The following is a 23,496-nucleotide window of genomic DNA, read 5'->3' on the forward strand; positions in this document are numbered from 1 at the left end:
GATAGGAATTCCTTGACTTTTAATCGGAATGAACATAGAATGAATGTAATTTAATATAATCTTATGAAAATTCTTATCACGAGAGGTTGAGGGACTGGCCCTATGACACCTCGGCAGCGGATTCTTTTATGAATACTGTGCCAATTCCAGCAAGGTAACTTGAAAGATAAGAAAGAAGCTCATTTTGACTGTAAATGCAGAAGCCTCTTTCTATCTTTTAGAAAGAGGCTTTTTTATGTGAAAATATAAGGGGGAAGACAAATGGGAGCGACTGGAGTAACGTCACAAAGAAAAACAATTGAAGAGAGTATAGAAAGAAATAAGGAAAAGTACATAGAAACAAGTCATGATATTCATGCGAATCCGGAGATTGGTAATCAAGAGTTTTACGCATCAAGAACGTTAAGTTTATTATTAGGAAGCGCAGGGTTTCAGCTGCAGCACAATATAGCTGGACATGAAACAGGTTTTATCGCGCGCAAAAGTTCAGGAAAACAAGGACCGGTCATCGCATTTTTAGCTGAGTATGACGCTTTACCAGGACTCGGTCATGCGTGTGGTCACAATTTAATTGGCACAATTAGCGTTGCAGCAGCGATCGCATTATCAGAAACGCTTGAAGAAATTGGCGGGGAAGTTGTCGTATTCGGAACGCCAGCAGAAGAAGGAGGGCCAAACGGTAGTGCGAAAGCGAGTTATGTAAAAGCGGGGTTATTTAAAGATATTGATGTGGCACTTATGATTCATCCGAGCGGAAAAACTGCGACAACGAGTCCTTCACTAGCAGTCGATCCACTTGATTTTCATTTTTACGGAAAAACAGCTCACGCCGCAGCTTCACCAGAAGAAGGAATTAACGCATTAGATGCGGTCATTCAGCTGTACAACAGCATTAATGCACTTCGCCAACAACTTCCGTCAGATGTGAAAATTCATGGCGTGATTACTGAGGGCGGAAAAGCGCCGAATATTATTCCAGACTACGCAGCAGCAAGGTTCTTCATCCGTGCAGCAACGAGAAAAAGATGTGCAGAAGTAACAGAAAAAGTAAGAAACATCGCACAAGGAGCAGCGCTAGCAACAGGTACGAAAGTGAAAATTCATCAATTCCAAAATGAAATCGATGAACTACTCGTAACAAAAACATTTAATGACGTCGTAGCCGAAGAATTAGAATTACAAGGTGAAGACGTAAATCGTAAAGAAAGATTTGGCATCGGCTCAACAGACGCAGGAAACGTAAGCCAAGTCGTACCGACCATTCATCCGTACATTAAAATCGGTCCAGACGATTTAATTGCGCATACGAATGAATTTAGAGAAGCAGCACGTTCAGAACTTGGAGATAAAGCATTAATTACATCCGCAAAAGCACTAGCAAATACAGCGTATCGATTAATTACAGAAGAAGGGTTGTTAGAGAAGGTGAAGGAGGAGTTTAGAGAGGCGCAGAGAAATCAGGGGTAGGTGATTAAAAGGAGTGGATGATCCACTCCTTTTTCTTTTTTGGGAAAGCTGGTGCCTGTCAATTTAAATAAAGTGTTCATTTTCACATTGAGATGTCAATTCTCTTATTCCTTTATCAGAACGACAATTTCTCCTCAAACTCACTTTTTAAAACAATTAAAGGAGATGATAATCCGAATTGCATTAAAGAGTCTAAAAATGTAGCGAGAGAATCCATCGAATCGCTCATGACCTTCATCATATAATTAAACTCCCCGCTAATTCGATATAAATCTATTACTTCAGGAGCGGCATTACAAAATTGGATAAAATCAGAGCATTGGCTCGTTTTAAACATGATGAATGCTTGAATGTTTTTATTAATTTTAGAAGGCTCAAATTTTGTTCGGTAAGCCGCTATAACACCTTGATCCTCAAGTTTATTCATACGCTCTTTTACAGCAGGCTGTGTCATGGATATGATCCGTCCTATTTCTGAAACGGAAATTCTCGCATTTTCATATAACAAGTTCATAATTTTATGATCGATTTCATCCAGTTTTACTGTGTTTTGCATTGTGTAGCCTCCTTGTTATATTTTCTAAAGTAAATTACAAATTATAACTATAATATCATAAGTGAACAAACTAAATTACCTATAAATCTATATTTAAAATGATTGGTTTTTGCATGAAAATATAAGTATAGAATTTATCTCACATTAACTGTCCGTAAACGCCCGATTGGTGAGGGCTGATTAAAGTTTCACTTTATTACACGGAAATTTAGGAAGGATGGAAAACATGAAAAATTTTGATGGGAAAGTAGCGTTAGTAACAGGAGCGAGTCGGGGCATTGGCCGTGCGATTGCGATGAGATTGGCAAACGACGGTGCATTAGTTGCGATTCACTACGGCCGAAATAAAGCAGCTGCAGTTGAAACGATTAGTGAGATTGAATCTAATGGAGGAAAGGCGTTTTTAATTGAAGCTGATCTCAATTCAATGGATGGTGTCAAAAATCTAGTAGAACAATTAAAGAATGAATTACAAATAAGAGTTGGTACATCAGAGATTGATATTTTAGTAAACAATGCAGGGATAGGCACACAAGGAACGATTGAAAATACGACAGAAGAAGTTTTTGATGAAATTATGTCTGTAAATATGAAAGCACCATTCTTCTTAATTCAGCAAACATTACCGTTACTACGAGCAGAGGGGCGCGTTATTAACATTTCATCAGCTGAAGTACGACTTGGTTTTACAGGGTCCATTGCATACGGCTTAAGTAAAGGTGCATTAAATACGATGACACTTCCTCTAGCTAAATATCTTGGAGAAAGAGGTATAACAGTGAATGCAATTATGCCTGGATATACGAAGACAGATATAAATGCAAAATTGCTAGATAATCCAGAAATACGAAATTTTGCTACGACTTCATCTGTGTTCGGACGAATAGGGCAAGTTGAAGATATTGCAGATGTAGTAGCATTCCTTGCTTCTTCTGATAGCCGCTGGGTAACAGGGCAAATTTTAGATGTTTCTGGTGGGTTTTGTTTATAGGGGCACTATTCCATACCCATCAAGCTAATCAAGTAAATTACGAGTTATGAAACGATCCTTGTTTCATAACTCGTAATTTATAGAAAGGTAGGGATGATAAAGAAGTCTATTAAAACGTGATTTTTTCGCTAGGCAACTTGAATAAGGGAGCTATTTTTCATTATTCGTAATCTAACATAATCAAATTTTATTTTACAGTAACAATAAAACAAAATTATTGACCACGCGGTACAAAAAAGGGTATTCTATTCATGTTATCTTTAAAATGAGAGGAGGATACGATTGAATAAACGCGGCAGACCTCGAGAGTTTGATTATTCCTCAATTGTAGATGTTGCAATGAAAACATTTTGGTTAAGAGGATATGAAGGGTGTTCTACACAAGATTTATGCAGTGATACAGGACTTGGAAAAGGAAGTTTATACAATACTTTCGGTAGTAAACATGAACTGTATAAACAAGTATTAGAACGCTACCATGAAATTGGGATTAGGGAACAAAGGAAATTGTTACATACTCCAATTCCAGTTAAAGAACGATTAAGTAATTTTTTTGAATGGGCATTGAAAGAAGACTTTCAGAATGTTGATCAAAAAGGATGTTTATTGATTAATGCCAGTATAGAACGTGCTAAAAACGATTCAATGGTACAAGAAATTTTTTCGAAGCATGTTGAACTTCTTAAACAAGCTATTGAAACAGTGATGGAGGAAGGATTGCAAACAGGTGAAATTTCAAAGAAGCAATCAGCTGAGGAATTAGCTAGTCTGCTTTTAAGCAGTTATTACGGATTCCGTGTTCTTAATGTATCGATGCAAAATCGGATGTTGTCTGAACAAGTTATCAAAGGAACAATAGAGTCTATTTGTGGCGCTTAGTGCGCTCTTTTTTCGCACCATTTTTGTACCAATCATTACAATAATGAATAAGGAGTGTTTTTATGCCATCGATTATTTATTTATTAGCTTTAGCAATCTTTTGTATGACTACATCAGAATTTATGGTTGCAGGTATGATGAATGAACTTGCTCTTGCATTCCAGGTTTCTGTATCATCTATTGGGTATTTAATTTCAGCTTATGCAGGAGCAATGGTAATAGGAGGCCCCATTTTAACTGCAATCCTCTTACGAATGCGCAGCAAACAAGCATTATTGTTTTTAATGTTCGTATTTTTAATTGGTCAATCGCTCGGAGCTATTGCTTGGAACTATGATATTATGATGATTTCACGTATTATAACTGGTATTGCTTCAGCTTCAGCTTTTGGAGTTGCGATTTCCTTTTCTGCGACATTGGTTCACTCTGATTCAAGGGGAAAAGCTGCATCAATTGTACTTGCAGGTTTAATGTTCGCAACTGTATTAGGTTTACCTATAACAACCGTTATTTCGCAATATTTTGGCTGGCGTATTAGTTTTGGGGCTGTTTCTGTTCTTGTGCTAGTATCAGGGATTATGATTCAACGGTTGTTACCATCATCTTCAAATAAAGAGCAATTAAATTGGAAAGACGAACTTCTGCGATTTAAGAATATTCATCTTTGGGCAGCGTACGTAACAAGTATGTTCATTATTGGTGGTACGTTTGCAGCATTTAGTTATTTCACTCCGATCTTTACAAATATCACAGGCTTTTCAAGTGCAAGTATTCCATATTTACTTGCTCTCTATGGTAGTGCGACGGTAATTGGGAATATAATAATTGGCAAGTTCGCTGATAAATTTACAATGAAAATACTTATGGGTGGATTAATTATATTAATCATAGCGTTGTCTGTATTTGCTTTAAGTGCAGAGAATAAATACATTGCAGTTATTTCTACGATTTTTATTGGTTTAACTGGTGTAGCATTGAATCCAGCTATGGTTGCGAGGGTGATGAAAACAGCTAGTAATGGAATAATGATAAATACCGTTCATAGTTCTTTTATTACGCTAGGTATTGTTATTGGTTCGTCACTTGGTGGTCTTGGGATCAGTAAAGGATATGGTTTTGTATCTCCGCTATGGATTGGAGCTTGTTTAGCTATCCTTGGGGTAATTTCGTTATTCCCATATTTACATAAAGGAAAGGTAGATTAAGATGTTTAAAATTTCTTTATATGGGGGAGCAACACATTACTAGCTTGGTAGTACCACACATCCATTAACTTAAAGGACTATTTTTGAACTTGATTTTTATGAAATATGCACCCGGAAATTTATAGTAATAATTCTAATGTTACCTCTCTAGTTAGTAGGATATTTTTTCTTAATATATGCATACTAAACATACTATAAAAAGTACATAGAAAGTGAGAGAATCATGGCTAAATTTTTGAGGCGTTTAAAATATAGAGATAATCCTAAGTCATTTCCAATACTAGACAATACTCATTTTCAGGAAAAAAATATTGAAGATGCCCTCTTAGACGCTGATTTAACCAAAAACATAGCTGATATTCAGAATATATTTCGTCAAGCGCCTGATTTAGTAATTCGGCGGTTTCAAATAACAGTAGATGGATTAGAAGCAGCTTTAGTATATTTGTCTGGATTAACAGATAAAGAATTGATTCAGAATCATGTCCTAAGTCCTTTGATGAATAGTGATTTTGATACCAATACAGAACTTCCAATTCCATTAGGACAAATTAAAATTATTAATACATTGAGTCAGATTGAAAATGCTATTTATGGGGGAGATAGTGTTTTATTAATCCACAGTCGAACAACAGCACATCAATTGGATACAAAAGGATGGCCACAAAGAAGTGTTGAAGATGCACATAACGAAATAGCTCTAAAGGGTGCACATCAAGCATTCATAGAAACTGGAAGTCAAAATATCGCAATGATTCGAAGATATATTCCTCATCGTGAATTAGCGATAAAAGAAATAGTAATTGGTGTACGAAGCAAAACCAAAATTTCTATTTTATATTTGAAAGATGTAGCTTCTGAAGATGTGCTGAAGGAATTAGAAACACGAATTCAAAATATTACAATCGACGCTGTGACTAGTAATGGCGAACTTATAGAATTCATTGAAGATCACCCTTACTCGCCGTTTCCGCAATTTATATTAACTGAAAGACCTGATTTGGCTGTATCTCACATTTTACAGGGCAGATTTGTAACTGTAATGGATCATTCACCTAATGTATTAATTACTCCAACAAATTTTATTTCCTTTTTTCAAGGAGTTGATGATTACGGTACAAGGTGGTTAGTTGCTTCGTCTATTCGGTTGCTTCGTTTTATCGCCTTTATGGTTGCTTTATTTCTGCCGGCGAGTTATGTTGCGTTTATTTCCTTTAATTTTGAAGTTATTCCTGTAGAGCTATATTTATCTATTGCTGAATCAAGAACGCGTGTACCCTTTTCTCCAGTTATGGAAGCATTACTTATGGAAATAACATTGGAAACGATGAGAGAAGGGGCTTTACGGATACCTACTCCGATTGGTCAGACAGTTGGAATTGTAGGTGGTATTGTCATTGGTCAGGCGGCTGTTCAGGCGGGAATTGTAAGCAATATTATGATTATTGTTGTCGCTGTTACCGCCATCTCTTCTTTTGTTATTCCTAACTATGATATGGGAGCGGCAGTAAGACTTTTACGTTTTCCAATGATGCTAGCAGCTGCCTTATTTGGAATTGTAGGACTTGTTATCGGGTGGATGACTTTAATTGGGCATCTAAGTAGTCTTAAATCGCTAGGTACTTCTTACGGAACACCATTAGCACCCTTTCGTTTTGCAGATATGAAAGATGCTTTTGTACGCTTTCCTTTATGGACAATAAGAAGGCGTCCTAAGGGGAATGGAACCATTCAATCTATTCGACAAGGAAAGAATCGTAATAAAAGGTGAAATTATGAAAAAGTATGCTTATAATGAAATCTCTCTTATGCAGTATATTGTTTTAATCAATGGAATGCAGGTGGCCACTGGCGTTTTATCGCTTCCCCGTGTGCTTGCAGAAAAAGCCGGAACAGATGGATGGATAGCTATATTGATTGGTTGGATATTCTCCACAATATCAGGTGTATTTATAGTCAAAACTGCTGCAAGATATCCCGAGGACACGATTTATGACATTCTTATACGATTGTTTGGAAAAATAGTAGGGAGAGCATTCGTTGTTATTTACATGATGTACTTCTCTTTTTATTCTTGTGTAGTTCTTGTGAACGCTATGCTTTATCTTAAGGGATGGCTTCTTCCAAAAACGCCTGACTATCTCGTTATCTTTTTGTTTTCGATTCCTACCTTTCTTGTCGCACGTAACGGCCCTCGTATTATAGGGCGGTACTCCGAACTTACTTTTTATACGATGCTTTGGATTCCGTTATTTTTCTTGATACCTCTTAAAGAGAACGGAAGTTGGATGCCATTCTTTCCGCTCTTAAAAGATGGGTGGAAACCTATATTTACAGCTGTACCGACCACTATTTTTGCTTATTTAGGATTTGATATTGCGTTCTTTTTATATCCCTTTTTACAAAAAAAACAGTATGCAGTCCATGGAATGGTTATTGCAAATACTTTAACGATGTTATTTTATTTATTTGCTACTTTTGTTTGCTTTGCCTATTTTAGCCCTGATAGCATTACGCAATTTAACCAACCAGTACTAAATTTACTTAAAGTAATTGAGTTTCGTTTTTTAGAACGTTTTGACATGATTTTATTGGCTCTTTACTTACCCGTTGTTTCCACAGCATGGATTCCCACCATATATTGCGCTGTATTTTGTTCAAGCCAATTACTTGGAAAACAAGACCATAGCTCTCATGTAGTAATTCTCTTATTGCTCATTATCGGATTCATATTTTGGACTCATCCTAGTTGGAATGAAGCCGAAATTTGGCAACAGGTATTATCGAATGCTGGATTAGGATTAACCTATATATTACCTATCATTTTATGGCTGTACTGCTGTCTATATGAGAAGTTTCGCCAGGGGAGGATACATTGAAAAGAAAAGTACTGTGTTGTATTTTGTTATCGGTATTCATGATGACTGGATGCTTTGATCAAACAAATGTTGAAGACGTTTCTCTTACTCTTGTTCTTGGTATTGATTTAGATCGTAATGATAATTTATTAGTGTATATATCAAGCCCTGTTTTTAATAAAGAAGCAAAAGTAAAAGAAGAAACTACTGTTGTAAAATCTGCTACGGTTCGAAAATCTAGAGACCAATTTGATGCTACTGTTATGGCACTTACCTCGGGAAGCAAAACACAGGTTATTTTAGTTGGAAAACGGTTACTGAAACAAAAAAATTGGATGAAATATCTCGATCCATTTTACCGAGATCCCAAAAATACAGTTACCACAAGGGTTGTTGCTGTAGATGGACCTGTTTCAGACGTCATCTATTATAATCCAAATGATAAGCCGCGTCTTCCTCTATATTTAACAAAACTAGTTGATACCGCCTCTTTAAGAAATATAACAGTAAAAACAAATCTTCAAGAACTACATGAACAAATAGCAGACAAAGGGTTAACAGCAAATATGACTGAGATGAAAAAAACGAAAAAAATATTTGTGACAGGTACAGCTTTGCTAGATGAAAAAGGACGGTATAAACTAACACTAAAATACGATGAAAATAAATTATTACGCATTCTGCAACAAAGAACTACAGGCGATTTTCCATTTACAATTGCAATTAAACTAAAGTCGAATAGCCAGGATAAAGATTGGATAAGTTTTACTGCATATAATATTAAAGTAAAGACAAAGGTAAGATATGATAATAAGTTTATATTTAATACAGATATAAAGATGAGGGTCGGCATTACAGAACGGCTTTTTTCGTTCAATACAAGAAAGGATGCAGCAAAATTACAAAAGGCGATCGAAACTAAGCTGGAAGCTGATTTCAAACAATTAATAAAGAAAATACAAACTGCCAATATTGATCCTATTGGGCTTGGGAGATATGCAAGAACTTACACATATCCAGAATGGAAAAAAGTCCAAAATAAATGGAATAACGAATTAGCAAAAGGCGATGTCAACGTCAAGGTTAACATTAAAATTTCCGGAATGGGTACGATTAAGTAACATGAATTCAACTGTGATTCGTACTAAGATTGCAAGTACTGTCTACTTTAGAAGGAGAAATGTCTTTAATAGGAGTACCGTCACATCGCTATGAACCTTAAATTTTATAGTACCCCCAGAACGAAATTTTGTGTTAACTTGTAACAAAAACGCTCATTTTTTCGTCTTGGGGTAATTCTGAATTCTTAAGGTGATGGCGATGGGGTATTGCCCCTACCTATCAACTTAAAAATTTTATAACACCTCAAGCTAAAAATTTCGTGTATTTTTGACAGAAGGCAGCTTATTTTTCGTTTTGGGGGTATTTGCATTTCTTAGCTTGATGGTGATGTGACGGTACCCCAATCGTAATTTATATGAAAAGAACTCCTCAACAGATGAAAGAGTTCTTTTTTATTTTCACATTCATCTTTCATTGATCAATAGACATTCCAACAAATACCTCTAAAAAGAACATAAATTCGTAAATGATCAGAACAAACTTTCAAAAGATCCTTACGCAATCTATTACCATGCGTACTACTCAATAGGAAAAAATGCCTGCCACTCCCTGGGAAATGTCGAATCTGCAAAATTCATTCAACATTTCCAGGATGATGACAATGGATTATTTTTATAATTCTATTTTCTGGTCACCACGTTTCTCTAGGTCTTTAGCAGTTTTACTTTGGGCAACATCTTTTTGGTCTTTAAAGGTTCCCATGAGAAAATCATAGGCTGGATTCGTAACACCATACCAGTAATTTTCATTTTTGAAGTGATGCCATAAATGAACTTTTTTCATCCATCGCCCCCATGGTGATATTGGTTGAAGGGGGCGATGCGCGATATAATGCTTCCACTCATAAAATAATAAAAAGAGCATAATACCTGCAATAAATGCGTTTGTCATGACAAAGCTGGATGAAAGAAAATAAAAAATCGCTCCTGAAATTGCAATGTTTGGCACACTATACCATAAGGGTAAAAATAATAAATGTAATTCATTCGGATTTGTATGATGGTCATAATGTAGGCGCTTAAGCGTTTTTAATAAAAATGCATTCTTTGGTGGCTTTAGATGAAAAATAAACCTGTGAGTAGCGTACTCAGCTAAGGAATACATAATCATTCCCAAAATAAAAGCACCCCAAATTCCGATAGAGGTTAAATGTAAAATCATAAATCCAAAGCTAGTGAGGAAAAGACAGCTCATAATCAAAATATCAGGATAGGAAAAATATTCTTTAAAATATTTTAGTTTCATTTTTCACGCCTCCAGCTTTCTTTATTTTTTTCTATCTTTCCAAAGAGCCAAGCTTTTCTCCAATGTTGTCTTACACAATCTTTCTGCTTCAATCGCATCTCCCTTTAATGCAGCTTTTAATAAATCGTGATAATAGTGGAAGGATAACTCACGATGATCTTTTACAGAAAAATACCTTTTTGCCATATCTACATAAATGGAATCAAAGCTATTTAAAATGAGTAGAAAGATTGGATTGGCAGCAAGCCCAGCACACCTTTTTTGCAAATCCCAATCAAATGCTGCATAGCTTTCTGCACTATCTTCAAGTTGCTCAAGATTAGCAAGGAGAGCAACCACTTTAGGTTGATTAAACGTAACAGCATTACGAATATAAGTCGGAGTCAACGAACTTCTAAATTCTAATAAATACATAATAAATTCATCTGTAATGGTATGATGATTCTCAACAATATTAATAAGTGTCGTTAGATTACCATTGCTCCAATAATCATTAATAATCGATGGCATTCCTTTTCTCCCTGTTATCCATCCACTTCTTCCTAAACGTTGAAGCGCCTCACGAATAGTTGGGCGACCAACACCAAATTCTTTCGCAAGCTCTCTTTCTGGCGGTAAAGTGCTTCCTATAGAATAAACACCGGCCAATATGGATTTAATTAATTCGTTCACAATTTTATCTGAGGTGCGTTCCTTTTCTTTCAAGTCATCGTCTCCTTTATTTTATGGTAATACATGTTGAAGACATTGGTAATACCAAAATTATATAATGAATTTGAATTTTCCGTCAATTATAAAGGAGTGAATTTTTATAATTAGGATTGTCGAACTTTCTATATATTTCTATGAAAAGAATAGTTTATTTTCATTGCTTTCGCGCTCAATTTCTTTAATTTTAAGAAAATTCATTTATCAATTCGCTATTTTAGAACAAGGAAAAACCCATCACTATAGAACCAGGAGAAGATCCATTTTATTTATGATTAATGACAATGACAAGATAGAGAATTATGAACTGGAAGGAATATAAAGGGGATGAAAATAATTGTTCCTGCAAAAGGAAAGGACAATGCCTATCAAGTTGTAATTATTGAGGATGTTTTAAATAAAGCTGAATTAGAAAAGATTATACTTTCCATGCTAAATCAAAAAATAGGGTTCTTAAGATACTTATCTTAAGAACCCTATTTTTTGAAAAGAACTTCTAAATTGGACTGAGGAAATTTAGGAATCCTAAAATAACTAAGATCTAATTAACCATAGAAATATAAAATTCCCATTTTGGGCGTACTTCAGAATATTAGCTTGATAGCGATGGGGGAGCACCCCATCACCATCAAGCTAATACTTTCATATCCCCCTAAATTAAAATTTTCTTTCTCTACAGATAGCTATTCTGAGAAGCCGCTCATTTTTTCGTTTTGGGGGCATTTCTTTTTCTTAAGTTGATGGGCATGTATGGTGACCCTTATTAGACGATAGTGAATGAACAATTTCGGGGTTCAGTTCAACTTTATTCAAAATAAGATTTTTTTGCAGTAAAATCAATGTTAGTGGAACTTTTTTAATCAAACTTTTTTCTAAATTAACATAAATACTTGCAATATTTAAATTAGTACTATATAGTTCTAATTATGACAAAGGTAAAATTAATGAATCAAAAACGTGTGATTGAAGTAGCTGCAACATTATTTTTAGAAAAAGGGTTTGCTTATACAAGTATGGATGAATTAGTACGTGTAAGCAAAGTTTCAAAGTCTAATGTGTATTATCACTTTTCTAATAAGGAAGTATTATTAGAAGGGGTCGTTGATTATTGGATTGAAATGTATCAATCTGCAATTGATGACGTACTTTCTCAGACTCAATTTTTAGTTGAAGATCGTATCCAACTGTTTTTAAAGCAATTATCACAAGGAGTTCAGTCGAGAGAGTATAAGGGGAGCTGTCCATTTATTACTCTTTATATTCAAAGTCCTAAACAGGCCACGCAAATAAAAGAAAAAATAGGTCTTTTTTTTACAGGATTACAAAAGAAAGTTTCTCTATTACTTAAACAAGGGGTAGAGAATGGAGAATTCAGAAATACGATTAATATTGATGAGGTTGCATCACTTTTTATTACAAATCTTGAAGGAGCGTTATTTATTTCAGAAACATTGAAGGATGCAACTGTAATTACGAAAACAGCAGATCATTTTTTAAAATTGCTTCGATAAAAGAAGCTTTTTTTTTACATCAAATTAGTACTGAATAGTACTAAAAAGGAGATTTTATATGAGAACAGTATTTTTAATTGGTGGAACAGGCTTTATTGGAAAACAATTAGTGAAAGAATTAGCCAAAGAGGATGTTAAAATTCTTCTTTTAGTGAGGTCGAAAAGTAAAGCAACACGCCTTTTTCAAGAAAGAGGCATCTTAAAAAAGGAAGTTATGCACTTTATTGAAGGTGATTTGACGAAAATAGATTTAGGTCTAAGTGCTGAAGATAAGGAGAGCGTATTGAAAACGGATGTGATTATTCACGCAGGAGGCCCCATGGATATTCAAGCGACAAGTAAAGAGGCAGCTTCCGTATTTTTAAATGGCGCCAAACATATTAGTGAATTAGCTAAAAGCATTCATCAATTGAAGGGCTTGCAACAATTTATTCATGTTGTAGGTTATATGAGTCCCTTTGATGATAAAAATAGCAAGATTGCAATTGATGTGTTTAAAGAAGGAAACAATTATTTGAAAATGAAAAATCCATATGAGAGAACAAAATTTTTAGCAGATCTTTATATCCGTCACCAGGCATCAGCAGTAGGTTATCCGCTTTCTGTAATTAATCCGCCAACTGTAGTCGGTAGTAGTAAAACTGGGAGTACAGAGCAGATAGCAGGATTAGGTTTGCTTGTGATGAGTATGCGAAGAGGGCTCATGCCAGTGATTCCTGGAGGTAAGGGATATAGGTTACCACTTATTTCAAACGATGAGCTTGCGAAGTTTATTGTGCAGGTTTTCAGATTGGAGCAACCGACTATTCAAACATATACACTTGTTGAAGACAAACAGCACGATCAGAACATTGCTGAATTATTAAGTATTATGTCGGAAAGTATGAATATGAGGGCACCAAAAATCTCTGTCCCAATGCCACTTATGAAAGCAATTATGAATAGTGGAGTAAGTAAAATAACAAAAATTCCTTCTGATGGACTGAATTTTATTACAAAACGAAAATTTTCAAATGTTTCAGCGAAAAAAATTATGGGAGGAGATTGGTTTAAGAAGACGAGTGTAATGAAATTTTTCCCTGCCGTAGTAGCTGATCTGGATTATCGAATGATGTATCAAAATGGCCAGCATAATCATTTATTTAAACGAACATTATGCGATAACACTACCCTTTACCAATTACAAGGAGAGGGTAAACCGTTTATTTTATTACATGGTTTATTGAGTGATGGAGAGGATTTATTTCCTTTAGCACAAGAGCTTCATGAAAAAACTGGTCAACCGGTATGGATCTTGGATCTTCCAGGTTTGGGACGTTCTCCTTTTAAACAAGAGAAAAATCTTCTAGATATCTATTTGAATGTAGTGAAAAAGTTATTGGAGAAAGCTACTAATGGTGCACATCTAATTGGCCATTCATTCGGTGCGTTTATTCTTCTGGAAGCATTGGTACAAGAGTACATAGATAAGAAGTATTCAATCACTTTACTTCAGCCACCTGTTGCTAAAAAAAATGCTAAATCGCTAAATGTTCCCCAATTTATGAACAAATGGACATTAAAATTGGCAACTACTAATTTGATAGGGCGTTATTTATTAAGTAATGGTTTGTTTGAAAGTATGGAGAGCATCCCTGAACATTATATCGAAAAAATAAGTAACAGTTTTACTTCTCCTAGAATTTTAAATACTACGGTTCAGCTTAACAGTTTACTACTGAAAAACGATCAAGGTGATTTTAATGAAGTAACAAAGTATAATCTTCACATTATTTGGGGGGATTATGACAGAGGCTATTCTGCTCCATCGCATCTTGGTAAGGTTGATTTTGTTCCATATGGCCATCATTTTCCTCTTAGCCATCCGAGTGAAACGGCAACATTAGTAATAAAAAATAGTAATACTAGCAGATGAGAGTGTGGGATAAATAAAAAGTTTGTAGTAAGATCGTTGTGTCTTTGAAATAAAATCGTACTGTGTGGGGGCCCACCCCATCACTATCAGACTAAGAAACGCAAATACCTCAAAACGAAAAAATGAGCATTTTGTTACAAGATAGTACAAAATTTCGTTCTGGGGGTGCTATAAAATTTTAGCTTGATGGCGATGTGGTGCTACCACATGCCCATCAACTTAAGAATTTAGAATTCCCCCCTCCAAAATTATGAGTTTTTTGTCACAAGTTATCACAAAATTTCGTTTTTGGGGTAGTTTTATTTTCTTAGCTTGATTGCGATGAGCGGTACCTCATAAAGGCCCCTGATACATAATTGATGTTCTGCCATTTGTAGAAAACAATCCACTTATACCATTTTAACAAGAAGAAATATCTCGTCCATGTTGTAATATTGGCTTACGTTAAGCTTGTGAAAAAATCATATTCATGTATAATACAATTGATGTATGATACATTAGTTATAGGAGGGTGACCTTTTTGAAAAGAGAAGATGCCTTAAAACTAAGAACAGATATTAAGAAAATGATTATAATAACTGGGGTTTTTGAATCTCAAAATTTGCCCAATGGACCATTTGAAAAACCTTTACCAACTTCTCAAATGATGGCGTTAGAGGAACTAGAGGTGGAAAAACTAACTGTTTGGCAACTATCCAATAAACTTAGATTAGAGACTTCAACTGTAAGTAGATTGGTAGATAAGTTAGTAAAAAAGGGGCTTATTTATCGTGAAGTAAATGAAAAAAATAGAAGAGAACTTTTTCTGCACCTCACAGAAAAAGGTCACATAACTGTTAATTGTTTAAGGGAGCAATCCATTACATTTTATCAAAGTATTCTCAATAATTTATCAGAATCAGAACAAAAAATAGTTGTGGATGGTTTTGAATTATTTATTGATTCTATTTCTAAGCCTTTTGATTAGAGTGAGGTAAATCATAACATTTGGAGGATAAAATGAGTTTGCATTTTGAACGTCCTATTATTGAATTAAAAGAGAAATTTGATGAATTAAAGAAAATAATGAAAGAAAATAATGTAGATTTATCGTCAGAAATTCATGAATTAGAAAAACGTTTAAATAAAATGCAAGATAAAATTTATTCTAATATTACACCTTTTCAACGAGTTCAAATTGCAAGGCTACGTAACCGACCCACGACGTTGGACTATATACCTTTATTGTTTACAAACTTTCTCGAACTTCATGGTGATCGATTATATGGTGATGATAAAGCAATGATAGGTGGTATTGCAAAATTTAAAGGAATGCCCGTTACGGTTATTGGTCATCAAAGAGGTAGAAATACAAAGGAAAGTATAGAAAGAAATTTTGGAATGGCACATCCAGAAGGTTATAGAAAAGCGCTAAGGCTTATGAAACAAGCTGATAAATTTAATCGTCCTATTATTACATTTATTGATACAATAGGCGCCTATCCAGGGATAGGGTCTGAAGAACGTGGAATTTCTGAAGCGATAGCTCGAAATCTATTTGAAATGACTACACTTAAAGTGCCAATTGTTTGTATTGTAATTGGAGAGGCATCAAGTGGTGGAGCTCTTGGCATTAGTGTCGGTAACCATATCCATATGTTAGAGTATTCATGGTACTCGGTAATTTCGCCAGAAGGAGCAGCATCTATCCTATGGAAGGACGCTAAGTATGCTCCAGAAGCTGCTGAACATATGAAAATTTCAGCAAAAGATTTAAAACATTTAGGAATTATTGATGAAATCATTCCTGAAATTAAAGGTGGAGCACAAAATGATATAAAATCACAGGCAAAAATGATTGAATCTGTAATCGAATCATCTCTAAAAAAATTGATACTATTATCCTCGGAAGAGCTTATACAACAGCGGTATGAAAAGTATAGACAAATAGAGAATTATAAATGAAAATATTTAAAGTCCGTATTACATTTCGGAGGATTCTCGCAAAAAAATTCTAAATATTTTGCGAGTAACCTCTTGAACTGGGATATGCTGATACTATTACTCTACAAAAGATGTGTGATCGGTATGGAAAAGGAAAATTTGTTCAAATGGAAGCATTATCACATACCCATCAACTTAAGAAATTGATTGTTCCCCAAAACGAAAAAATGAGCTGAATTCTCATAAATAACTGTAAAGATGCGGGAATTTTGTTATGGGGGGTATCTCAAAATCTTAGGTTGATGGCAATGTGGTGGGACCCCATGCCTATCAAGCTAATATTTTAAAGAACCCCCAAAACGAATTTTTTATTTCTTGACAATTATTAATTAATAAAACCGGTTGCTGGATTTATCCTTTGATGGAAAAGTCATATCCCTTTAAAGGCTGTTGAGTAGAATAATGAGTAATAGCTCCAGTTATTAAAGAAATTAATCCCCAAATTAATGCAAGGTAATGTACTTGGGAGCTTGGTAGAGTATAAATAAAAAGGCACCCAAGTGAAGCTCCCAATATAACAAGTATGAAATATAAATAATCTAAATGAACCCAGCAAAGAATGAGAAAATGGGCGGCATTTATAATACATATTACGGGAAGTAACATATCTACATTCAGTTCTTTAACGAGAAGCAATACTGGGATACAAACAACTACGACACCGGAGGAAAATGCGACCAATGATGAATACTGATTAGGTTTTGCAGACATTTTCATCACTTTAAATAAAGCTACTCCAATTATAGGAATAAGCAATCCACCCCATATATAAAACTCTACTACTGCTACTTTAGGTAATGCATAAGTTAATATAAATGCTAATAACCAAAAAACAGCACCTGCAATTAACATAAATCCTCCGCCTCGGTATTCTTTAATAAAATCATAGCGATCCTGACTAATCTCAACATTTTTAGGTACAAAAGGTATTCTCACAGTTTCCCTCCTCAATTAAATTTCCCCACCATTAAATGGCATTTTTGTGGCGTCATTTCAAGTGATTTTGCAATATCTGTTCATTTAAAATTCTAGCAAGTATTTAAGAGTTCCTTCCTTGTTTTTTGGTGTAGGTGCTGGCTAGAGGTTTAGGGGCTAGTGCTCATCGCTATCAAGCTAACAAAATTAAATTTCCTTCAAATGAAAAAATACGCTATTCTTTCTGTAGAATCATAGGAAAGGATGGCGTTTTTTGTGTCTGTTTCTGTGTCTGACGAATTACAACTATTTGCTCAAGAGATTCAAAGTTTTTTATCTCCAAATACCTTACGGGATCTTGCTAGAGATGTTGGTTTTGTACAACGAGCCAGTAAGTATCAAGCAAAAGATTTAATAGCTTTATGTGTATGGGTGAACCAAAATGTAGCTATGACTTCTTTAACTCAGTTATCTAGCTGTTTAGAAGCATCAACAGAAGTACTCATCAGCCCTGAGGGCTTGAATCAACGATTTAATAAAGCGGCTGTTCAATTTTTACAACACCTATTAGCTGAACTACTAAACCAAAAACTGACCTCATCTATGCCGATTTCTTATCCATATACTCCTGTTTTCAAGCGTATTCGTATTTTAGATTCAACTGCATTTCAACTTCCGGATATATTTTCATCAATATATCCTGGTGCGGGAGGATGTAGCCATACAGCGGGAGTAAAGATACAGCTTGAGTATGATTTATTAAGTGGACAATTCCTTCATATTCATACAGGTCCAGGTAAACAACATGATCGAACCTACGGTTCCCTGTGTGCCCCAACTGTAACAGCGAATGATTTATGTATCCGAGATTTAGGTTATTTTCATTTAAAAGATCTTCAACATATACAAGATAAAAAGGCTTATTATATATCACGTATCAAATCGAATACACGTATTTATCAAAAAAATCCTAACCCTGATTATTTTCGAGATGGAAGAATTAAGAAAAGTACAGAGTATATCCAGATAGATATGGAGTTTTTAATGAACTCTCTTCAGCCAGGACAAACATGCGAAATATCCAACGCTTATGTAGGAATGACTGATAAAGTCCCAACTCGTGTCATTGTTCATCGACTTACAGAAGAACAGCAACAAAAACGCTTACACGATCAAACTGTAAGAGAAAAAAAGAAAGGAATGAAGTATTCTGCTCGTAGTAAACGACTTAGCGGTATCAATGTATATATGACAAATACCCCTATAGATATTGTCCCGATGGGACAAGTACATGATTGGTATTCTTTACGTTGGCAAATCGAGATTTTATTTAAAACGTGGAAATCATTCTTTCATATTCATCATTGTAAAAAGATAAAACGAGAACGATTGGAATGCCATTTGTATGGGCAACTGATTGCCATTTTACTTTGTTCTTCTACCATGTTTCAAATGCGGCAATTGCTTCTTATGAAAAAGAAACGAGAACTGAGTGAATATAAGGCCATATATATGATTAAAGATTACTTTCTTCTTCTTTTCCAAGCAATACAGAAAGACACCCATGAGCTATCAAAGATTCTAATTCGCCTGTTCAACCTCCTACGGCAAAACGGGAGAAAATCTCATCGATATGAGAAGAAAACAGTCTTTGATATATTAGGTGTCGTTTACAATTGTACCATGTCTGATAATCAAGCGGCTTAATTCAAAAAAGTGAAACCCGTTAGGGTTTATTTCATGTGCAGATCTTTAGGTTCCCTACACATAAATTTTATAAAAAAGAAACAACCACTACTTTAATTGACGTTGTATGAGCTTAGCTTGATAGCGATGGGGTCCCACCACATGCCCATCAACCTAAGAAAACAAATTAACCCCAAAACAAAAAAATCCTTCACATAATATATGAGAGAAAAGGATAGATAAAGGGATTTTATCCTTATCTATCCTTTTCTGTATTACAAGTGATTACGTTTACTACTCAAAACCTCTATTACTATTTTTATACACCATAACAAATTTAATTAGGTTGTGGTGTACTTTAAAGGCGGTAAACTATCATATCTTAATAGTTCAGAATGTCTTCTAATAAAAGGAATAATCCACATTAATCCAATTGTTATTAGCACAACAGACATTAAAAGAATGATAGTTAATTCAGGTTGTGCTGAAGATGTGCTTGTAGTTGTAGATTTTAAAGCAGAAAAGATATCTCTTGAAGCTACAATTATATTATTTACCATGTGAGCTATTATAGAAGGGAATAAACTTTTAGTTTTTAAGTACATCAAACAAGAAATAATCCCGAATATTGTGGTTCCAAATACATTGTTTAGATGCAAAACACCGAAGCAGATGGAAGAGAATATAACTGCTTTTTTTATTCCGAATTTATATGTAAAACGACTAAGAATAAAGCCTCTGAACAAAATTTCTTCACAGATAGGAGCAATGAAAGAAAGAGTTATAGCTTTCATTAAAACAAACCACATGCTTTGTGTTTTAATTATTTCGTTTGTATCCTCTAGCGAAGTGCTCTTTGGTATTAATGAGAATACCATTACGATTAGCAATAACATACCTAACCCGAAAATCATAGTCATAATTGCTGATGCAAAAATTTTTCTGAAAGAAAAGGAAGATGGTTTTGACAAGTAAGTTTTAAACGAGATATTATATCTTTTAAATTTAAAACCAATCCAAAACATAGGAATAGCATAAATTGAAATAATAAGAGCAATATTCAACTTTACATCTTTAGGAATTTCTGTGAATAATAAAGGCAAAATAAACATCATTATTGCAAAAGAGATAATAGCCCACATTAAAATAAACCTGGTTTTCATATGTTCAAAAATTTTATCCATTAATAGCCTCCTGTAGTTTCATGTATAGTATTCTATATTTTATTATATCATTTTAAAGGTATATTTTGGTATTTTATCTGATGTAGGTTGTCCGCCATTTTGGATCACGTTAGATTGATATTAAGCTAAGATTTTACACTACCTATACAGCAACAATGAAGTGATTTCTGTAGAATTATAGGAAAGGATGGCGTTTCTTTATGAATCTTTCAATTCTTGACGAACTTCAACCGATTGCTGAAGAATTACAACGACATATGTCACCTCATAATCTAGAACTCCTAGCCAAAGAAAAAGGATTTGTTCAGCGAAAGAGTAAATATCAAGCACAGGAGTTAGTTGCTTTATGTGTATGGCTTAGTCAACAAGTCGCAAGTACATCACTCACGCAATTATGTAGCTGTCTAGAAGTATCTACAGGTGTTCTTATCAGTCCTGAAGGACTTAATCAACGATTTAATGCTTCCGCAGTAAAGTTTCTTGAACAAGTTCTAGCTAACCTTCTAACCCAAAGAATTCATTCAACACAAGAAATAGTTCATCAATATACCACGATATTTAAGCGCATTCGAATTCTAGATTCTACAACATTTCAGCTTCCAGATAGGTTTTCTTCACATTATCAAGGTTCAGGTGGAAGTAGTCATACGGCCGGTGTCAAAATTCAATTGGAGTATGACTTATTGAGTGGGAAGTTCCTGTACGTTTATGTAGGAGAAGGAAGAGAAAATGATAAAACCTTTGGTTCAAAAAGCCTGAAAACCATTCAACCAAAAGACTTGTATATAAGAGATTTAGGCTATTTTGACTTACATGACTTACAGAAGATCCATGATAAAGGAGCTTACTATGTATCACGTTTGAAATTAAATTCTCGAATCTATCGTAAGAATGATGAGCCAGAGTATTTTCGAAACGGGACCGTGAAGAAAGGAACACTCTATATTCAATTAGATATGGAAGAACTCATGAATCAATTGCCCCCTGGTCAAACACTAGAAATTTCAGAAGCATACATTGGACAGTATCAAAAATTACCAGCGCGTGTTATTATTCATCGATTAACAAAGGAACAAACAGAGAAAAGATTGAAGGAACAAGCCAAAAAAGAAAAAAAGAAAGGTATTACCTACAAAGAACGAAGTAAACGGTTGAGTGGAATCAACGTGTATATTACAAATCTTTCTGCAGAAAATGTTCCAACGAAACATATCCATGATTTATATTCATTACGCTGGCAAATTGAAATTTTGTTCAAAACATGGAAATCTTTCTTTCAAATTCACAAGTGCAAAGAAATTAAGAAGGAACGCTTAGAATGCCATTTATATGGGCAACTTATTAGCATTTTACTCTGTACATCTACTATGTTTAAAATGCGTCAGTTACTCTTGGATAAGAAAAAGAAAGAGTTAAGTGAATACAAATCCATTTATATGATAAAGAATTATTATCTATTGTTTTACCAAGGATTACAAAGGGGCACCCAAGAATTATCAAAGATTTTCCTACGTCTGTTCAACCTTTTAGAGAAAAACGGACGGAAATCTCATCGTTACGAAAAGAAAACAGTCTTTGATATCCTCGGCGTTATGTATGAGTGTACGTTGTTAAAGAGTTTCAAAGTCGCATAATATTTTTCAAAACACCTTTTGGTAGGTTTATTTGTTATGCACATTTTTAGTGTAGTCGTAGAAATTCCCAAAAAATACACTCGCATATACCGTCATGATACCCTTAGCTTGATGGTGATGTGGTGCTACCCCTAGTAGCACGAACACTGTTCTTGTTATAATTAATTTTTTTCAGAACGTCTATAATCCTCTTTTAAAAAATATATGTAAATATAATAAAAAACGAATGATTAATAGAAATATTCTACGCCACTCGTTTTTTATTGGACTTCTTTTTACTGTACTTTTATTTTCTTTATGGGTTATTAGAAAAATAATTGTCTATATAAGTCTTTATTTTTTCAAAATCCTTTTCCATAAATAAGATTGCTGGTACTTCAATGTTGATATAGCGGGAATTCTAGGGATCTTCGCTATTCTTTTTTGTATAACTTCTTGTATAAAAAAGTAGTTAGACTAGTGTGTTTTACTCCGATTCATTTCAAAATATAATTGAAAATCCATCTTTAAATTAAAAAAGAAGGTGTTACCTTTATATACTAATAACTTCGAAATATTGTTTAACAGATAATTTTTATCCCGCTTTAATGGGCAGTAAGACCCCCACCTCAAAATGCAGCGAAAGCAAAGAAGTTAGGTGGGGGATCAACTGCCCATTAAAGTCCGATTGGTTCAACTAATAATCAGTGGGGGATGAAGAAAACCCCCACTGATTAAAGTTTCACTTTATGCATTATTGATTAGCATTGCTTATTGTGCTAACGAATCAGGATAGTGTGGCGACCGACAAACTAAATAGTTGCTTATCCTCAATTATTAGAAGGAAAGCTCTATCATTTCGAGAATTTATTAGACATAGACGAGTGCTATAATTTTCTATATATACATAAAGAGGTGACTACGCATGAATCAAAGACCGTCAGAAGAAGAATACGCCGGGAACTCTGGCGAATATATCCGTTTGGTGCCGGACGGTAACATCATCGATATTCTGTTCGCCCAGGAAAAGCAAATGACCGAGCTCCTGGCATCGTTGACCGAAAGCCAGGCCGCATATCGGTATGCGGAAGGAAAATGGACGTTGAAAGAAGTCGTGGGCCACATTGCAGATGCGGAACGTGTCATGACCTACCGCCTGCTCCGGTTCGCAAGAGGGGACCAGACGCCTCTGACTGGTTTCGATCAGGAATTGTTCATGCCTCCTTTTGGAAGCTGGACAACCGAGCAATTGGCCGAAGACTACCGGGCCGTACGGCAATCAACGATCACATTGCTGCGCGGGCTACCGGCGGAGGCGTGGACCCGCAAGGGCACAGCCAACGACCTAAGCATTACGGTGCGCGCCCTCGCGTACGGTATCGCAGGACACGAACTTCATCACATGGGGGTCATCCGAAATCGGTACTTGAGTTAATCGTCGGGTGAGGCCTTTGGAATGGAACTAACACCTCTCATACAACCTTATATACCGTTCTTATTGGGGTCCCGCCCCACAACCATCAACTTAAGGATTTAGTCTATTTTTGAAATTAAAAGCACATTACTATTCTCTTATGTTAATGAGAAAGGGTGACGTGCTTTTTATGAATATGCACCAAAAACAAGAGTTATCTTTATTTGCCGAAGCGTTATATCGA

The 23,496-nt window shown here is 34.9% G+C and carries 20 protein-coding genes and 1 riboswitch; of the genes, 15 read left to right on the forward strand and 5 right to left on the reverse strand.

All coding sequences use genetic code 11. The features are described from left to right. The first annotated feature begins 70 nt into the window (after nucleotides 1-70). Nucleotides 71-173, forward strand: a riboswitch (SAM riboswitch). A gap of 88 nt (nucleotides 174-261) precedes the next feature. After that, nucleotides 262-1,467 carry a M20 family metallopeptidase gene (locus tag AABL52_RS11585; protein WP_341519440.1) on the forward strand — a complete coding sequence of 402 codons (1,206 nt, stop codon included), beginning with the start codon at nucleotides 262-264 and terminating at the stop codon, nucleotides 1,465-1,467. Between the two features lie 115 nt (nucleotides 1,468-1,582). Here the strand turns inward: AABL52_RS11585 and AABL52_RS11590 are convergent, their stop codons facing one another. After that, nucleotides 1,583-2,023, reverse strand: coding sequence for an Lrp/AsnC family transcriptional regulator (locus tag AABL52_RS11590; RefSeq protein WP_064469892.1), 441 nt, complete (start codon nucleotides 2,021-2,023; stop codon nucleotides 1,583-1,585). A 226-nt stretch (nucleotides 2,024-2,249) separates the two neighbouring features. Between AABL52_RS11590 and AABL52_RS11595 the strand changes: the two genes are divergently transcribed. From AABL52_RS11595 to AABL52_RS11620, 6 genes are all read left to right on the forward strand, one after another. Continuing rightward, nucleotides 2,250-3,014: an SDR family oxidoreductase gene (locus AABL52_RS11595; RefSeq protein WP_341519441.1), complete on the forward strand. Its 765-nt coding sequence runs from the start codon at nucleotides 2,250-2,252 to the stop codon at nucleotides 3,012-3,014. Between the two features lie 282 nt (nucleotides 3,015-3,296). After that, entirely contained in the window at nucleotides 3,297-3,893 is a 597-nt protein-coding gene (locus AABL52_RS11600) for a TetR/AcrR family transcriptional regulator (protein ID WP_064469890.1), read from the forward strand. Between the two features lie 62 nt (nucleotides 3,894-3,955). Then, nucleotides 3,956-5,098 (forward strand): MFS transporter, encoded by a 1,143-nt coding sequence (locus AABL52_RS11605; RefSeq protein WP_341519442.1) that lies wholly within the window; start codon nucleotides 3,956-3,958, stop codon nucleotides 5,096-5,098. Nucleotides 5,099-5,321: 223 nt separating this feature from the next. Further along, entirely contained in the window at nucleotides 5,322-6,869 is a 1,548-nt protein-coding gene (locus tag AABL52_RS11610; protein WP_064449518.1) for a spore germination protein, read from the forward strand. A 4-nt stretch (nucleotides 6,870-6,873) separates the two neighbouring features. Further along, the gene (locus AABL52_RS11615) at nucleotides 6,874-7,977 is read left to right on the forward strand and encodes a GerAB/ArcD/ProY family transporter (RefSeq protein ID WP_033659858.1); all 1,104 of its coding nucleotides are present in this window, start codon (nucleotides 6,874-6,876) and stop codon (nucleotides 7,975-7,977) included. Then, nucleotides 7,974-9,077: a Ger(x)C family spore germination protein gene (locus AABL52_RS11620; RefSeq protein ID WP_000824428.1), complete on the forward strand. Its 1,104-nt coding sequence runs from the start codon at nucleotides 7,974-7,976 to the stop codon at nucleotides 9,075-9,077. Before AABL52_RS11615 ends, AABL52_RS11620 begins: the two co-directional genes overlap by 4 nt. A 613-nt stretch (nucleotides 9,078-9,690) precedes the next feature. Here the strand turns inward: AABL52_RS11620 and AABL52_RS11625 are convergent. Both AABL52_RS11625 and AABL52_RS11630 read right to left on the reverse strand, forming a co-directional pair. Beyond that, the gene (locus tag AABL52_RS11625; protein ID WP_000770119.1) at nucleotides 9,691-10,323 is read right to left on the reverse strand and encodes a sterol desaturase family protein; all 633 of its coding nucleotides are present in this window, start codon (nucleotides 10,321-10,323) and stop codon (nucleotides 9,691-9,693) included. A gap of 21 nt (nucleotides 10,324-10,344) precedes the next feature. Then, on the reverse strand, nucleotides 10,345-11,028 hold the full coding sequence (locus AABL52_RS11630; protein WP_000659654.1) for a GntR family transcriptional regulator: 684 nt from the start codon (nucleotides 11,026-11,028) through the stop codon (nucleotides 10,345-10,347). A gap of 330 nt (nucleotides 11,029-11,358) precedes the next feature. On the opposite strand from AABL52_RS11630, the gene AABL52_RS11635 reads away from it, so the two are divergent. The 5 genes from AABL52_RS11635 to AABL52_RS11655 all read left to right on the forward strand — a co-directional run bounded on the left by AABL52_RS11635 (nucleotide 11,359) and on the right by AABL52_RS11655 (nucleotide 16,401). Next, nucleotides 11,359-11,502: a hypothetical protein gene (locus tag AABL52_RS11635; RefSeq protein WP_002108101.1), complete on the forward strand. Its 144-nt coding sequence runs from the start codon at nucleotides 11,359-11,361 to the stop codon at nucleotides 11,500-11,502. A gap of 473 nt (nucleotides 11,503-11,975) precedes the next feature. After that, complete coding sequence (locus tag AABL52_RS11640; protein WP_063259541.1) at nucleotides 11,976-12,542, forward strand: TetR/AcrR family transcriptional regulator; 567 nt, start codon at nucleotides 11,976-11,978, stop codon at nucleotides 12,540-12,542. A gap of 58 nt (nucleotides 12,543-12,600) precedes the next feature. After that, a complete protein-coding gene (locus tag AABL52_RS11645) occupies nucleotides 12,601-14,457 on the forward strand; it encodes an alpha/beta fold hydrolase (RefSeq protein ID WP_341519443.1) in 1,857 nt (618 codons plus the stop codon). A 520-nt stretch (nucleotides 14,458-14,977) separates the two neighbouring features. Beyond that, complete coding sequence (locus AABL52_RS11650; RefSeq protein ID WP_000817662.1) at nucleotides 14,978-15,424, forward strand: MarR family winged helix-turn-helix transcriptional regulator; 447 nt, start codon at nucleotides 14,978-14,980, stop codon at nucleotides 15,422-15,424. A 32-nt stretch (nucleotides 15,425-15,456) separates the two neighbouring features. Continuing rightward, complete coding sequence (locus tag AABL52_RS11655) at nucleotides 15,457-16,401, forward strand: acetyl-CoA carboxylase carboxyltransferase subunit alpha (protein ID WP_000052085.1); 945 nt, start codon at nucleotides 15,457-15,459, stop codon at nucleotides 16,399-16,401. Between the two features lie 390 nt (nucleotides 16,402-16,791). Here AABL52_RS11655 and AABL52_RS11660 read toward each other — a convergent pair whose 3' ends face one another. After that, on the reverse strand, nucleotides 16,792-17,376 hold the full coding sequence (locus AABL52_RS11660) for a DUF7010 family protein (protein WP_341519444.1): 585 nt from the start codon (nucleotides 17,374-17,376) through the stop codon (nucleotides 16,792-16,794). Between the two features lie 255 nt (nucleotides 17,377-17,631). On the opposite strand from AABL52_RS11660, the gene AABL52_RS11665 reads away from it, so the two are divergent. Further along, nucleotides 17,632-19,062, forward strand: a complete 1,431-nt coding sequence (locus AABL52_RS11665; protein WP_341519445.1) for an IS4 family transposase — start codon at nucleotides 17,632-17,634, stop codon at nucleotides 19,060-19,062. Between the two features lie 320 nt (nucleotides 19,063-19,382). Here the strand turns inward: AABL52_RS11665 and AABL52_RS11670 are convergent, their stop codons facing one another. Then, the gene (locus tag AABL52_RS11670; protein ID WP_087966744.1) at nucleotides 19,383-20,225 is read right to left on the reverse strand and encodes a type II CAAX endopeptidase family protein; all 843 of its coding nucleotides are present in this window, start codon (nucleotides 20,223-20,225) and stop codon (nucleotides 19,383-19,385) included. A 200-nt stretch (nucleotides 20,226-20,425) separates the two neighbouring features. Between AABL52_RS11670 and AABL52_RS11675 the strand changes: the two genes are divergently transcribed. Both AABL52_RS11675 and AABL52_RS11680 read left to right on the forward strand, forming a co-directional pair. Beyond that, nucleotides 20,426-21,859 (forward strand): IS4 family transposase, encoded by a 1,434-nt coding sequence (locus AABL52_RS11675; RefSeq protein WP_341519446.1) that lies wholly within the window; start codon nucleotides 20,426-20,428, stop codon nucleotides 21,857-21,859. Between the two features lie 904 nt (nucleotides 21,860-22,763). Further along, nucleotides 22,764-23,273, forward strand: a complete 510-nt coding sequence (locus tag AABL52_RS11680; RefSeq protein WP_341519447.1) for a DinB family protein — start codon at nucleotides 22,764-22,766, stop codon at nucleotides 23,271-23,273. Nucleotides 23,274-23,496: the final 223 nt, after the last annotated feature.

Source organism: Bacillus paramobilis (genome assembly GCF_038096195.1).
Lineage (GTDB): Bacteria > Bacillota > Bacilli > Bacillales > Bacillaceae_G > Bacillus_A > Bacillus_A mobilis.